The following is a 14567-nucleotide window of genomic DNA, read 5'->3' as shown; positions in this document are numbered from 1 at the left end:
AGTATATTCCTTGCCCGCCTTGATTAAACGAAAAAGGTGAACAGCACTATTTTATAAAAACCGTTTTCCTTTGCTTCGGAATGCCCGATCGATATATATGGATAGGTCAGCAACACCATCATAGGCGCGACGCTTGATCCGGAGATGTTAAATCAATCCGACCTGGTGGTTACCTTGTGCGGCGATGCAGCCGATCGTTGCCCGATGACGCCTCCGCATGTTCGCCGAGAGCATTGGGGCTTTGACGATCCAGCCAAGGCACAGGGGACTGACGAAGAAAAATGGGCTGTTTTCCAGCGCGTTCGTGATCAAATCGGCGAGCGCATTCAACGATTCGCTGAAACCGGCGAATAATACGATAACATTATGCCGGGGTCCGAACCATAAAAGAATCTTTAAGAAGATATCGAAAACCTGCATCCCAATATACCAAGAACGCCCTTAACCGGGGCGTTCTTTTTTTGTCAACAACGTGAAGCGGATGGTCGGAAACTGAGCTCTAATGGAGGGTCACGGATCATGTGTAATTCTTTATCCTGTGCAATGGGATAGGTCTTGAACCTTGAACCTGTTCCAACATTAAATTCAGACACAAGAGGTGGATGATATTGTTCGTAGTATCCTTAAAGCACCGTTTGCTGGTATGGTCCTCATTTATCGGTATGTTCTTAGTATTGCTGGCTGGGGCGCTTGTAACTAAGACCGGTTCCGGCCTTGGGTGTGGCGATGATTGGCCGCTTTGCAACGGGAAATTCATCCCGGCTTATACACTGGAATCCATGATTGAATATTCGCACCGGATGATAACCGGCGTGGTCGGAATTCTGGTGCTTGCCACTTATATCGTGATCCGGAAACATTACCGGGGCCATAGGGAGGCGAGTTATTATGCTGGCGGTACCTTATTGTTCACTGTGATACAAGCTCTAATGGGGGCCGCGGCTGTCATGTGGCCGCAGCAGCCGGCGGTCATGGCGCTTCATTTTGGAATCTCCTTGTTTGCGGTGGCCAGCAGTATGCTGCTCGTGGTATGGATGCGTGGACTCCATGGAGCACAGGATTATCGTACTAACGTTACGGTTCCGCCATCTATCCGCTTCTTGGGCTGGGGAATCTGGCTGTATAGCTGCGGAGTGGTATACCTTGGTGCCTATATCCGGCATACGGAGTCGGAGGCCGGCTGTATGGGCTGGCCGCTATGCAATGGCCAGGTCATACCGTATCTGGGCGGGGCTTCTGGCATTGTCTTTCTTCATCGGGTCGCCGCTGCGGTTTTACTCATATTGCTGATTCTTCTGCTCTTAGCTGTAAAAAATTATGAGACAAGGGTGCGTTCAACAGGTCTAACAACGCTGGTAATCGGTCTTAACCTCGTAGTGCTAGCACAAATTTTAAGCGGGGCGTGGCTGACGCTTGCCATGAACAATCATCATATTTTTATTTTTGCAAGTCTTGTTCACAATGTGTTAGCGACCTTGCTCTTCAGCATGCTCGCGGTTTTTGGGATTCGTACATGGAAGAGAAGATGAGACGTAAAGACAAAAAATCTGAATTTGTATGTGAAATTTGTTACAGTATCTTGAACTTGGCCTGCATATTTAGTGAACGAACGGCTGGTGACACCAACTGCCTTGTCAACTAAAGTAAGTCAGGACAAGTGAGCAGATTGGAGCTGAATGTAATGAAACGACCCATAACACTTCGAATCATGGGGTTAGCGGTTCTGCTGACCATCATGCTGCTGGCCATGACCGGATGCAGCGAGAACATCATTATTTTGAATCCGAAAGGACCCATTGCCGAGCAGCAGCGCGATTTAATGATCATCTCGACCTTGCTGTGCAGCATTGTCATCGTTCCGGTGTTGATACTGACAGCTATCATCGTGTGGCGGTATCGGGACAAAAAAGGAAGAAAAGCAGCGTATACCCCGGAGTGGGAGCATAGCACGAAGCTGGAACTGATTTGGTGGGGAATTCCCATCTTGATCATATTGACGCTGGCGATTATCACGGTCAAAGCAACGTATGCACTGGAACCGTCGAAGCCCATTGCCTCCAGTGAGAAACCGCTGACCGTACAGGTAACCTCCCTGAACTGGAAATGGCTGTTTCAGTATCCCGAACAGGGCATAGCATCGGTCAATGAGTTGAAAATTCCGGAGGACGTGCCGGTCCGCTTTGAAATTACGGCGGATTCGCCAATGAACTCGTTCTGGATTCCGCAGCTTGGCGGCCAGATGTACGCCATGTCGGGCATGGCGATGACGCTGTATTTGCAAGCCGATGAGGCCGGGAATTATTGGGGGTCCGGCGCGAACTTTACGGGAACGGATTTTGCCAAGATGTATTTTGATGTAGAGGCCATCTCCAAGGAGGAGTTTGACGCATGGGTGGAGGAAGTGAAGGCAGAGTCGCCCAAGCTGACATTGGAGGGCTACAAACAGCTGAGGGAGCCGTCCGCATCCAAGGGTCATACATATTCCGCTTTTCCGGAAGGGTTGTTCGAGATGACGGTGACAAAATATGCCGCTTCCCACAACCATGGTTTGTCATGGAAAAACACGCAAAACTTCAATTTCGAGGACCAGGTGACTAGGTAAGGAGAGAGCTTCTAATGTGGGAAAAGATAAAAGAATTTGCTTCCGGATTTTTCGTGACGGGCGATCCGTTAATTTATGGCGCGGATGTCACCATCGTTCTAACGTTGATTGCCATTGTAAGCGGCTTGACGTACTTCAAAAAGTGGAAGTGGTTATGGCGGGATTGGCTGACCACCGTCGATCATAAAAAAATCGGCATTATGTACATTTTGTCCGCGTTCCTGATGCTGTTTCGGGGCGGAGTGGACGCGCTTCTCATGAGAGCGCAGTTGGCTATGCCGGAGCTTGATTTTTTGCCGCCGGATCATTATAACCAGATCTTCACCACGCATGGGGTGATCATGATTCTGTTCATGGCCATGCCGTTCATGTTCGGTTTGTTTAACATCATGGTGCCGCTGCAGCTCGGAGCTAGAGATGTAGCCTATCCGTTTCTGAATTCGCTCAGCTTCTGGCTGTTCTTCTCAGGGGCGATGCTGTTTAACCTGTCGTTTGTCATTGGTGGCTCACCCGACGCCGGGTGGCTGGCGTATCCGCCCTATTCGGGTTCCATGTACAATCCGGGTGTAGGGCAGGACTTTTATATATGGGGAATCCAAATCTCGGGGCTCGGCAGTTTGATGACCGGGGTTAACTTCCTGGTGACGATTCTGAAAATGCGGGCGCCGGGCATGAAACTTATGAAAATGCCGATGTTTTCCTGGTCGGTCCTATCCAGCTGCATCGCCATTATATTCTCGTTTCCGATTTTGACGGCAACGCTGGCACTGCTATTCCTGGATCGTTATGCCGGGGCGCATTTCTTTACACTTGACGGCGGGGGGAACCCGATGATGTATATCAACCTGATCTGGATGTGGGGACATCCTGAGGTGTATATCATTGTCCTGCCGGCCTTCGGCATATTTTCAGAGATCGTCTCTACGTTCTCGAAGAAAAAGCTGTTTGGCTACAAGTCCATGGTGTGGGCGATGATGATCATCAGCGTCCTGTCCTTTCTGGTATGGGCCCACCATTTCTTTACGATGGGGTCAGGCGCGGACGTCAATGCTTTCTTTGCTTTAACAACCATGCTGATCGCAATCCCAACTGGCGTGAAAGTGTTCAACTGGCTGTTCACCATGTTCCGTGGAAAAATCACATTCGAAACACCTATGTTATGGACGATTGGATTCATTCCATGTTTTATCGTAGGGGGGTTGACCGGGGTTCTGTTATCCGTAGCGCCGGCGGATTTTCAGTTCCATAACAGTTACTTCCTGGTCGCGCATTTCCATCAGGTGATCATAGGGGGCGTCGTATTCGGTTACTTTGCCGGGCTGTACTATTGGTGGCCGAAAATGTTCGGCTTCAAGCTGAACGAACGCATCGGGAAGTGGGCATTCTGGTTCTGGAACATCGGTTTCTATTGCTGCTTCATGCCGCAATATGTGCTCGGTCTGATGGGAATGACCCGCCGGGTCGTTTCGTATAGCTGGGACAAAGGCTGGTGGGAGCTGAATCTGGTGTCCACGATCGGTGCTGTGCTCATGGCGATTGCCTTTCTGTTTCAGGTTTGGCAGATCGTGGATGGGTTTAAGCACCAGGCAAAGAACCGGGATACCACGGGGGATCCATGGAATGGCCGTACGCTCGAGTGGTCCATTCCTTCGCCGGCACCGGTCTATAACTTTGCCGTATTGCCGAATGTATCCCGACAAGACGAATGGTGGGAGCAGAAACAAGCGTCAGAGGCACATCGGACTAATAAGCAGCGGCTGGAACCGATTCATATGCCTAGAAATTCCGGTGTTCCGATTGTTATGTCGGCTTTCTGGTTTATAGCAGGGTTTGGCTTCATATTCGATTGGACCGGATTTATCTATACCGGATTGGCAGGCGTGGTAGGCTGTTTACTATATCATTCCTTTAATTATGACACGGATTATTATATTCCCGTTGACGAAATCGAGCGAACTGAAGCTGCCATAAGGAAGGTGAATATCTAATGGCTGAGTCCCAAACATTAGAACCCATAACTCAAGCACACATGCAGGAAGCACATCATGGTCATCCGGATATGGAGGAAGTACGAACGTTCGGCTTCTGGATTTATCTCATGACCGACGTTATTATATTTGGCACATTGTTTGCCACCTACATTGTTCTGCAACGCAACACGGACGGAGGTCCGGGACCTGCAGACCTGTTTCAGATGGGCGGAATTATAGCCAGTACGTTCATATTGCTTGCGAGCAGTTATACTTGCGGCCTTGCGCTGCTGTCGATGCACAAGCATAACGTTAAAGGCCTCATATCCTGGCTGGCGGTTACAGCCGGGCTGGGTGCCATATTTATCGGGATGGAGATTGCTGAATTCAATCATCTGGTACATGAAGGCGCGACGATAGGAACCAGCGCATTTTTATCCGCCTTCTTCACGTTGGTGGGAACGCATGGATTGCACGTATTGTTCGGACTGGTCTGGATGGTCGCCCTGATCCTTCAGATTGCCAAGCGGGGTATTACCCCTGTGACCAAACGGAAGGTCAATGTGATCAGCTTGTTCTGGCATTTTCTCGATGTGGTATGGATCTTTGTATTTACAGTCGTGTACTTAATGGGGGTGAGTTAATATGGTGCCGTCCAATACGCATCAAGCCCCGGAAGGGCACGGTTCTTTCAAATCGTATACTATCGGATTCATCTGCTCGATCATTCTGACACTTATTCCTATCACGATTGTCATGAATGACTGGTTGGAAGGAACCTGGAACACCGTTGTGTTGATGATTGCGGCCGTGCTGCAGCTCATGGTTCAGCTCTTATTCTTCATGCACTTACGTGAAGAGAATAAGCCGAGGTACAACCTGATCTCGCTGGTTCTGGGCCTGGTCATTTTGCTGGTCATCGTAGCAGGGTCCATGTGGATCATGCTGTACAACATGGTGGCTGTATGAGGAAACGCACCGTATTGGGAGATTGGATACAGCTCGTCAAACCGCGCATTATCCAGCTTAATCTGGTTGCAGCATTCGGAGGCTACTGGCTGGCTTCTAAATGGGTCATAGACTGGGGCTTGTTATGCTGGATGCTGCTTGGTACAACGCTAACGATGGCATCTTCCTGTATCTTCAATAATATTTGGGATCATAAATTGGACCGCAAAATGGTTCGAACGAACGGCAGGCCTCTTGCCACGGGGCGGATTCAGTTAACCCATGCCTTATGGTGTGCTCTGGTCCTTGGTATCTTAGGAGAATGGATCCTGTTCTTAAACGTGAACCGGATTGCAGGTTGGCTCGGTTTGCTGGGGATGTTCTTTTATATTGTCATATACACGATGTGGCTTAAACGGAAGTCAACCTGGAGTACCGCTGTCGGTGGCGTGTCGGGAGCGGTTCCGCCGGTTATCGGATACTGTGCCAGCACGGGAACGATAGATACCGGAGCTGTTTTGTTATTCTGCTTGCTGTTTTTGTGGCAGCCCGCGCATTTTTGGTCGCTGGCCATCCGGCGGGTGGAGGAGTACAGAGCGGCTGGTTTTCCCTTACTTCCTGTACGAAAAGGGGTCAGGCGCACCAAGCTGCAGATGATTCCTTATGTAACGCTGCTGCTCCCAACCGTCATTTTGCTGTACGTTACCGGTTTTTCCGGTCCCGTATTCCTGATAGTGTCTGTGATCGGTGGCGTTATATGGCTATGGCATACGCTGCGCGGAATGATCGTTTCACTGGATGAACGCTGGGCCAGGACCAATTTTCTGATTTCCGTGAATTATTTGATGATTGTGTTCATTGTTATGATTCTGGACACGCCTGCGATTTAATAAAAAGCATTGCAAAAACGAGGTGAGGCTTATGAGGAGATTAGGGTTATTTGTCCTTTTGGCGTGTGTACTTCTGTTAGTGTCGTGTTCTCCGGCTCCTGCGCCCGATCCAGAGGTTGAAGCATTGATTCAGGTTGATTTGATTTTACCGACCGGCCCGGTGGAGACCTTGCAATCGGTTCCCTTTGAGGCGCGAGTGACGCAAGGTGAAGAACCGGTAGCAGATGCGCAAGAGGTGAGTTTTGAATTCCGGCTGGTCGGTCAAGACGAACATGATTTGATTGACGCTAACCATGCTGAAAACGGCAGTTACCGGATCGATAAGACATTTGAAGCGGAAGGGACCTATGAAGTGACTGCGCATGTTACGGCAAGAGGCATGCATGTGATGCCGAAGAAAGAGATCGTTGTAGGAAATCCGGGGAAAAAGTGAACTTAAGGTTGCCATGATCCGGTAAGAAGGGTGGCAGATGGAGTTGATCCGAAAATATATATGGATTGTTGTTATGCTGGCTATGCTGACGTTGTCTGCATGCAGTGAACGGACCACGGATGATTCGGTGCTTCTTGCCAGCATCACCACAACGGAGGATGAAGAGGCAGTTGCACTGTACAAGAGCCAGTGCCTGTCGTGCCATGCCGTCGACTTAAGCGGAAGGGTTGGCCCAAGTCTGAAGGATGTCGGGACGAGGTTATCTGAGGATCAAATCGCGGACATCGTAATGGAGGGTTATCAAGGCATGCCATCATATAAAAAGATTCTGGAGGAGAGCGAGATCAAGTCCATTGCGATGTGGCTTTCGAACATGAAGGAGGAACAGGAGGGGGATACATGAAAAAGATTGTGTTTATAGGCGTAATCATGGTGTTCACGTTGGTGGCAGCCGCATGCGGCAACTCTAAACCAAGTCAGCTGAGCATTCCGATCCAGCCTTTTGAATATATCAACCAGGATGAAGAGCCGATTTCTTTAGCCGATCTGGAAGGCAAGGTATGGATCGCAGACTTTGTGTTCACGCGGTGCATTACGGTATGTCCGACCATGACCGCTAATATGGCCGAGCTGCAGCAGCGGCTGGATAACGCGGGGCTTGAAGCCACGCTGGTATCTTTTTCGGTGGATCCCGAACGGGATGACCCTGCAGCACTGAAGAGCTATCTGAGTAAATTCGATGCGAATTTCACGAACTGGCATGCGTTAACAGGCTATACGTTTGAAGAAATTAAAACGTTTGTGCTGCAATCCTTCAAAGCGCCTATCGCCATGGATACTGCAGCGGATCAGGTCATCCATGGGACGTCCTTCTACTTGGTTGATCCATCAGGTACAGTCGTTGCGAAGTATGATGGTAACACGGATCCTCCATATGACAAGATCCTGAAGGACGTCAAATCGCTGCTGAAGTAGCGGCGAATATCGTGAGGTGGAGTGAGATGAACCTTATCGCTCGTTCAACATGGGTCCGTGGGCTGATTCTGGCAATTCTTCTGGCAGCCGCTGCATATGCACTCTTTCAATCCATGATGAAGGATGGCCAGATTGCAGAGATTGGGTATGCCGCGCCTGGCTTTGAAGCGGTGAATCTTCAGGGTGAGCCGGTCCGGCTCTCCGATTATAAAGGGCAGGCCGTGCTGCTGAACTTCTGGGCGTCCTGGTGCGGTCCCTGCGTGAACGAAATGCCGATTCTGAACGAAGCGTATACACAGGAGCCAGGTGTTAAGATAATTGCCGTTAATATAGGCGAAAGCCGCGAGAAAGCAGAGGCATTCGTTCGGAAGCATCAACTGGATATACCGATCGTGTTGGACCAACAGAACAAAATCAAAGGGAAATACGGTATAAGCGGCCTGCCGGTAACCGTACTGATCGATGACCAAGGCAATATCGTGGATCGCGTAACTGGTGAGCTGCCAAGCCTTGAATTTATCAGAGAAATGATGGACAGGATTCGATAGGATGGAGCCTGCCGGGATACGAAAAAAGGGGTCGTCCCGTAAGTAGATTTAGTTGCATGACGTACGGCTCTCATAAACAGAAAATGTGTCAAATAAAGCCATGGCGGTGCTCAGGATGCTATTCCCACACCGCTATGGCTTCTGTTTTGATCAGATCGAGTTGGTACATGGAGCGTCTTCTAACAGCGAGAAGGCCTCCCGCAAGATCTAAGATCTTTTGGGACAGCCCCTTCTCTTGATTCCAGAGAAGGGGGGCTGTTCCTGTTCCAGCTGGTTTGCCCTATTGGATCGTAGTGTGCAGAGCTTCAGCGAACCTGGATATTCCGGATGGGATATCCTCGGCCCTGGCACGAGCATAAGTGAATCTCACATAACCTGAAGCTGAACCGTATACGCTGCCCGGTGCAAAAATCACGCCTTTTTGAATGGAGCTTTCCAGCAGCTTGCTGTCATTCACGTCCGGAACGATTTTACACCAAAGATGTAGGCCGCCCTCGGGCACATGGAAATGGACCAGGTCTTGTAGTTCCTTCTGAAGGGCCTCGATTAGTAAATCCCGCTTGTACAGCAGGCTTGCTCTTAGCCTGTCCAGGTGCGGAGCAAAATGGGAAGAATTGAGGAACTGTCCGGCCAAGCTTTGGGGCACCACGCTCAATCCGAAATCCATCTGCTGCCTGGCGTCCGCAAGCCGTTCCACCACCGAATTCGGGGCGACCATCCAGCCTACGCGGAGGCCGGATGCGGCTATTTTCGAGAAAGACCCAATGTACACCACCGACCCGACAGAATCCACGGATTTTAAAGGGGCAGGCGGAGAACACTGATAGGCCGTTAAACTGAAGGGGTCATCCTCCACGATCGGAAGCCCGAGCTCACTTGCCGTATCCAGCAGCTGGGACCTTCTCTCATGATCCATAACGGTGCCTGTCGGGTTCTGAAAATTCGGATTAATGAAAATCATCTTGATCCGGTGTTTCTTGTACAGGGAGCGGATGTCTTCCGGTTGTACCCCTCGTTCATCGACCGGGAGTCTGAACAATCGCAGACCTGCGGATTGAAACATCGGCAGTGAATAACAATAGGATGGATCTTCGATGGCAACCGCGTCACCAGGTGACAGCAAGCACTGTGTAATGAGATACAGCGATTGCTGGGATCCCGACGTGATCAGGATGGACGATTCGGTAGTATGAATCCCGCGATATTTTTTGAGATACGTAACCAATGCTTGTCTAAGTGGACCATATCCTTGTGGATTGTCATAACCGAAATAGGACATATTGGGTTTCTGACTCATCAACGTATTCATCTCTTGGATCGGCGCCAAATCCCCGGCGAGCTCCCCGCTGGCAAAATCAATCAAAGAAGGATCATGCGCCAACGCCTCCCGAATCCGGCGGAGAAAAGGGGGATTAGGCAGGAAATTTCCTCCCTCAGCGTAACGGCGCCAGTTCGGAGTATGTTTTGGCGTTGCGCCCCACTTGGAACTGCTGACCCGCGTGCCGCTCCCGGAACGGCTCTCTATGATTCCAAGCGCCCGAAGCTCCGAGTAAGCCAGAACCACGGTGCTTCGATTAACTCCGATTTGCTCCGCTAGTTTTCGTTCGGAGGGGAGTAAGCTGCCTGGTGGAAATTCTCCATACGATATTCTTTGCTCCAGATCATCAGCAATTTGCTGATATAGAGGTTGTGTGCTGTTGCGATCCGGCTTCCACACCTTCCTCATCCTTTCGTGAACATATTCAGGCTGTTTCTGTCTGTAATGTTAATCATATCATTATGTATAAATGAAGGGTTTTCATAATTTCATCATTACGATGACAAATATCCTGCAATCCGTTGAACATGGATGGTGTATCTGATTGTAAATTGGATGGGTCAACGTAATCCCTCTTACTGGGATGTGGCTGTAATTCGCTTGCGCTTTCGGTTTCTTGACAAAATTTAAAAAGAGGAATAAAGTATGGTTTGACTAATAGTAATCGTTACGATTAAACAAACACAAGATTAGGAGGTGCTTACTATGCGAGTGACGGTAACATTGGCATGCACGAAAACCGGCGACCGTAACTATACAACGACTAAAAATAAAAGGAATCACCCGGAGCGAATGGAATTGCGCAAATATTGTCCACGGTTGAAGCGGGTAACGCTTCATCGGGAAACCCGATAGTGAATACGGACCGTAAGCCGGATCTATCATCCGGCTTATTTGACTTCAGGTGAAATGGGATTACACTAAAAGTAGCAGAAGTGCAGCCATGTAAATGAGGGGGATGGATGGGATGAACCAGGAACGACATGATTCCAGCGGTGAGCTGCTCCTAAGCACACATACCCCGGAACAGTGGAGACGAAGAAGGCAGGAGCTAAATGAGTGGATCAACAGACCTAAGGTGCGCAAACAGCCCAAACGGACGCGTGTATTCGGCAATACCCCTGTCGATGAGCAGTTATACCTGATATTGATCCGGCTGCAGCAGGCGGGATTGGAGACCGAGTTTTCCTGCGCGGGTGTAAGCCCGCTTGATGAACCCGTTGATCATTCCCTGTACGCCTACCTAACTTTTTTCTCGAGCGGTCCTGCGGAGCAGTTCGCTAACATTTTGAAGGGTAACATGAAGCATCGAGCGCTGATTACCTATGAGCCTGCCCGTCACCGCTATGACGTTTCATCGTTCTTTATCGGACATAACCGTTCCTTTTGTATACTTCTCCAGCACAGTGCGGATCAGTTACTGAGAGATTTAGTCCAGTAGAAAATGGGGCTTTTACATAAAATAACATTGCTTTGCTGGCTCAGAGTCCCTTGAGCAGCTTAGCTTCGAACAACCCTAATAGGGGAAATAAGGAGTTGTGATCGAATGACGAAACGGAGAATTGCTTGGAATTCAGGTCAATGGACAACCGAACCGGTATCGGTGGCAGAGGAAGGGTTGCATCTGAAGGTTGAGTCCAGAGAAGGCAGTGATTATTGGGAGAAAACCCTGTATGGGTTTCAACGTGACAGCGGTCATTCACTGCTTGCGGCGTGGGATAAGGATACGGCCATAGAGGTCACCTTTGAATTGGATGCCTTTACGGAGCTATATGATCAGGCCGGGCTTATGCTAATGAACGCTCCGGGACAGTGGATCAAAGCTGGGATTGAAATCAATGACGGAATCCCCCAGCTGGCCACGGTGGTCACCCATGAATATTCGGATTGGTCACTCGCACCCGTGCCGGAGTGGGTTGGCGAGCGTGTCACGATCCGTGCCTCCAGGCTGAATGATGCGGTCATCATTAGGGCGAGAACCGGGAAGCATCCTTGGCGCACCGTTCGCGTGGCACCTTTTCCCGCCCGAACAGCAAGTCAGGCAGGGCCTTTTGTCTGTTCACCTACCCGCTCCGGTCTCATCGTGACCTTCACACGTTGGGTGAGTACTCTGCCGGACAGCGACATTCATGTTGACCCGCCGGTGGAAGAGTAGAGGTAGAGCCTAGACTCCTGATATAACCAACAGACATAGCGGCAAAGAGACTTCACCCATCATTTCATTGATCGGTGAGGTCTCTTTTATATGCAGATCGTTCTGTATCAATTGCCACAGCGGCCATACGGCGTGTGGTGGTATATTGAGGCTGGATACACACTAATCTGCCATATATTGATCACGTCCAGCAAAGGGGATAAAACCATATGCCGAGCAAAGAAAGTTTTGCTATAAAGGAACTGCTGACTGCAGAGGGATTTAATCATAAATGGGAAAATGCCGGAACGATTCGGCAATATATCGAAACGCTGCCTCCATATCCTGCACTTTCAGAGGAACAGGAGGGATTTGAAACCCGCTGTTTTCAAAGCGGATCCGGCTTGAGTATGAATTATTATATATCGCATGGTGCGATGGAACAGGGGATTGTCGTTTATTTACACGGTGGAGCTTATATCGAAGAGATTTTACCGCCCCATTTCGCTTTTGCCAAACAGTGGACGAAGCGAACCGGATTCACCGTAATTATACCCAATTACCCTACCGTCCCGGCTATTGATGCGAAGAAGCTGACTGGGCTGATGCGCGAATTTTACAAGTACATCTGCGCCCAGGCGGGGAGTTCGGTATTTCTAATGGGCGATTCGGCCGGTGGTGCGCTGGCCCTCGATATGGCCCAATCGGTAAAAGAAACGCCTCTTGCACCAAAGGGGTTAATCCTGCTCTCGCCATGGGTGGATGCAGCTACGGACAATCCCCAGATTGCCTCGCTCGGTATACCGCAGCGTGACGTCTTTCTGCAGCCGGCCGGGCTCGGTGAGGTTGGAAGGATGTATGCAGGAAGCCTTCCTATGGACGACCCGGCGGTCAGTCCGTTGTTTGGCGAGATGGGAAGCCTTTCCCGTACGGTCATTCTCGTCGGAACCGATGATTCTCTGCTGCCGGACGCTCGTCTGCTGCGCGATAAACTGGTCCGAGAAGGTGTTGATTCCGAGTACTGGGAATACGAGAACATGATGCATGTGTGGCCTCTGTTTCCGATGCCTGAAGCCGTAGAGGCACTGGAGCGGCTGCATCAATGGGTGGCGTGCGGTGGAGGAAAGCATAATGGAGGGTGACGGACCATCCAATTGGATGGTCATAACTGACGCGCAATTGGATGGTGTGCATTAGCCGATTGTTCATTATAATGAGGCAGAAATGACAAATGAATGATGATTACTGTTGATCCTGATGCCTCAGGTTCTATAATAGAGTGTATATAATGAATAATCGAATGGGGTTGTTTGTGGTTGGTTATGTATATTATCGTCATCGCGCTGGCATTAATTGGTGGAGTTTCCACGCTTCTTGTCGGATTATCTCAGGAGAATAAGAAGGCAAACCCGAACTATGAGCGGAAAACAAAAACCAATCTCACGAAGCTGCTCATCATTTATTTTGTTTCGTTAATTGCGTTTATTGTGATATGGATGATTTTGAGATAACTATAAAGGCTGTTTCCTGAACGATCGGGGAGCGGCCTTTTGTTATTCATGATGATCATTGGAACCTGGGTCCATTTGATGTATTCTGGAGACATCAGCTCCACGGAGATCGTCATCATCGCTTACGTCCTGATGCTGGTTGTGTTCGCTGCAGGATTTGTATATCAATGGCTGAGAAGAAAACCACAGCGTCTCTAATCGAAGGGGAGGTCTTAGGATTACATGGCATTGCAAATTGGAATCATAGGCACAGGCTGGTTTAGCAAAGTACATGCAGATATATTATCCAACATGGACGGAGTACAAGTTGCTGCTTTTGTCGGGACAAGTCAGGAGAAGGCGGCACGAGCGGTGCAGGGCTATGCCTCGGCGAAGGCGTATAGCAACACTGAGCAGATGCTGGATGAAACCAAGCCCGATGCGGTTTATATCTGCGTTCCGCCGTTTGCGCATGGAGAGATCGAATCCCAGCTCGTGCAGAGGGGCATTCCTTTTCTGGTTGAGAAGCCGCTAGGGACAAACCTGGCTACGCCAAGACAGATTCTGCATGGGGTGAAGAAGGCCGGATTAATGACGTCCGCCGGGTATCATTTTCGTTATACGGATGCAGCCATGAAGGCTGCCGAGATGCTGGAAAGCCGGAAGATCGGGATGGCACTTGGCTACTGGATGGGAGACATGCCGCAGGTATACTGGTGGAGACAGCAGGAAGGCTCCGGGGGGCAATTTATCGAGCAAACCACTCATATGGTTGACCTGCTTCGCTGCCTGCTGGGTGAAGTGGATGAAGTGTATGCGGCGTTCGCCCATAGAGCCATGAAGGACATTCATGAGGGGGTAACGGTACACGACGTGGGCACCGCAACGCTGAAATTAAGGAGCGGGGCCGTGGCAACGATCTCCAATACCTGCATGCTGCCGGAATCGGATAAGGTAGGCTTGACCATTTATACGGAGCAGGGGGTCATTGACATTCAACCCGATAAACTCATCGTCAAGGAAAAAGGAAGATTGACAGAAATCCGCAATGCAGCCAATCCTTATCTTCGAGAGAATGAAGCTTTCATCCATGGGCTGCGCACAGGCGACGCTTCCGGAATCTTATCGACCTATGAGGATGCCGTCAAAACCATGGAAGTTACCGATGCGGCTTTGCGGTCAGCCGAATCGGGAGTACCGGTGAAGGTCGGGGAATGATCGACTAACCCTTCAGATTCTCCCCAGCGGGGATAGTAACT

The 14567-nt window shown here is 49.9% G+C and carries 18 protein-coding genes and 2 pseudogenes; 18 read left to right on the top strand and 2 right to left on the bottom strand.

The annotated features are described in order from the left end of the window. Position 1 precedes the first annotated feature (1 nt). Positions 2–132 (bottom strand): annotated as a pseudogene (locus J7E85_RS34430) (arsinothricin resistance N-acetyltransferase ArsN1 family A); the annotation flags it as partial. On the opposite strand from J7E85_RS34430, the pseudogene J7E85_RS31840 reads away from it, so the two are divergent. From J7E85_RS31840 to J7E85_RS31790, 11 genes and pseudogenes are all read left to right on the top strand, one after another. After that, positions 133–354, top strand: a pseudogene (locus tag J7E85_RS31840) (low molecular weight phosphatase family protein); the annotation flags it as partial. A gap of 248 nt (positions 355–602) precedes the next feature. Further along, complete coding sequence (locus tag J7E85_RS31835; protein ID WP_215164002.1) at positions 603–1529, top strand: COX15/CtaA family protein; 927 nt, start codon at positions 603–605, stop codon at positions 1527–1529. A 152-nt stretch (positions 1530–1681) separates the two neighbouring features. Continuing rightward, positions 1682–2602: a ubiquinol oxidase subunit II gene (gene cyoA, locus J7E85_RS31830; RefSeq protein ID WP_215164001.1), complete on the top strand. Its 921-nt coding sequence runs from the start codon at positions 1682–1684 to the stop codon at positions 2600–2602. Positions 2603–2616: 14 nt separating this feature from the next. Further along, positions 2617–4590, top strand: coding sequence for a cbb3-type cytochrome c oxidase subunit I (locus J7E85_RS31825; RefSeq protein ID WP_215164000.1), 1974 nt, complete (start codon positions 2617–2619; stop codon positions 4588–4590). Then, positions 4590–5216 carry a cytochrome o ubiquinol oxidase subunit III gene (gene cyoC, locus J7E85_RS31820; protein ID WP_215163999.1) on the top strand — a complete coding sequence of 209 codons (627 nt, stop codon included), beginning with the start codon at positions 4590–4592 and terminating at the stop codon, positions 5214–5216. Before J7E85_RS31825 ends, cyoC begins: the two co-directional genes overlap by 1 nt. A gap of 1 nt (position 5217) precedes the next feature. Beyond that, positions 5218–5541 (top strand): cytochrome o ubiquinol oxidase subunit IV, encoded by a 324-nt coding sequence (gene cyoD, locus J7E85_RS31815; RefSeq protein ID WP_215163998.1) that lies wholly within the window; start codon positions 5218–5220, stop codon positions 5539–5541. Next, a complete protein-coding gene (gene cyoE, locus J7E85_RS31810; protein ID WP_215163997.1) occupies positions 5538–6410 on the top strand; it encodes a heme o synthase in 873 nt (290 codons plus the stop codon). The genes cyoD and cyoE overlap by 4 nt, the downstream gene beginning before the upstream one ends. A 31-nt stretch (positions 6411–6441) precedes the next feature. Then, entirely contained in the window at positions 6442–6843 is a 402-nt protein-coding gene (locus tag J7E85_RS31805; protein ID WP_215163996.1) for a FixH family protein, read from the top strand. A gap of 37 nt (positions 6844–6880) precedes the next feature. Further along, positions 6881–7246 carry a c-type cytochrome gene (locus J7E85_RS31800; RefSeq protein WP_251036194.1) on the top strand — a complete coding sequence of 122 codons (366 nt, stop codon included), beginning with the start codon at positions 6881–6883 and terminating at the stop codon, positions 7244–7246. Continuing rightward, entirely contained in the window at positions 7243–7818 is a 576-nt protein-coding gene (locus tag J7E85_RS31795; protein WP_215163995.1) for an SCO family protein, read from the top strand. Before J7E85_RS31800 ends, J7E85_RS31795 begins: the two co-directional genes overlap by 4 nt. A 26-nt stretch (positions 7819–7844) precedes the next feature. Next, on the top strand, positions 7845–8366 hold the full coding sequence (locus tag J7E85_RS31790; RefSeq protein ID WP_215163994.1) for a TlpA family protein disulfide reductase: 522 nt from the start codon (positions 7845–7847) through the stop codon (positions 8364–8366). A 280-nt stretch (positions 8367–8646) separates the two neighbouring features. Here J7E85_RS31790 and pdxR read toward each other — a convergent pair whose 3' ends face one another. Then, entirely contained in the window at positions 8647–10083 is a 1437-nt protein-coding gene (gene pdxR, locus J7E85_RS31785; protein ID WP_215164061.1) for a MocR-like pyridoxine biosynthesis transcription factor PdxR, read from the bottom strand. A 306-nt stretch (positions 10084–10389) separates the two neighbouring features. On the opposite strand from pdxR, the gene rpmG reads away from it, so the two are divergent. The 7 genes from rpmG (at position 10390) to J7E85_RS31750 (ending at position 14526) form a co-directional block, all read left to right on the top strand. After that, positions 10390–10539, top strand: coding sequence for a 50S ribosomal protein L33 (gene rpmG, locus J7E85_RS31780; protein WP_215163993.1), 150 nt, complete (start codon positions 10390–10392; stop codon positions 10537–10539). A 112-nt stretch (positions 10540–10651) separates the two neighbouring features. Further along, complete coding sequence (locus J7E85_RS31775; protein WP_215163992.1) at positions 10652–11125, top strand: hypothetical protein; 474 nt, start codon at positions 10652–10654, stop codon at positions 11123–11125. Between the two features lie 105 nt (positions 11126–11230). After that, a complete protein-coding gene (locus tag J7E85_RS31770; RefSeq protein ID WP_215163991.1) occupies positions 11231–11839 on the top strand; it encodes a DUF1349 domain-containing protein in 609 nt (202 codons plus the stop codon). Positions 11840–12048: 209 nt separating this feature from the next. Further along, a complete protein-coding gene (locus tag J7E85_RS31765; protein ID WP_215163990.1) occupies positions 12049–12960 on the top strand; it encodes an alpha/beta hydrolase fold domain-containing protein in 912 nt (303 codons plus the stop codon). Positions 12961–13140: 180 nt separating this feature from the next. Continuing rightward, the gene (locus tag J7E85_RS31760; RefSeq protein ID WP_076321309.1) at positions 13141–13329 is read left to right on the top strand and encodes a hypothetical protein; all 189 of its coding nucleotides are present in this window, start codon (positions 13141–13143) and stop codon (positions 13327–13329) included. 39 nt (positions 13330–13368) lie between these two features. Then, positions 13369–13527, top strand: coding sequence for a hypothetical protein (locus J7E85_RS31755; protein ID WP_215163989.1), 159 nt, complete (start codon positions 13369–13371; stop codon positions 13525–13527). 24 nt (positions 13528–13551) lie between these two features. Further along, a complete protein-coding gene (locus J7E85_RS31750; protein WP_215163988.1) occupies positions 13552–14526 on the top strand; it encodes a Gfo/Idh/MocA family protein in 975 nt (324 codons plus the stop codon). The last annotated feature ends 41 nt before the right edge of the window (positions 14527–14567 follow it).

Origin of the sequence: Paenibacillus sp. ISL-20, assembly GCF_018613005.1 — a bacterium.
Lineage (GTDB): Bacteria > Bacillota > Bacilli > Paenibacillales > Paenibacillaceae > Paenibacillus_AQ.
The sequence above is the reverse complement of the archived record's forward strand: the minus strand, read 5'-3'. Positions and strand labels throughout refer to the sequence as shown.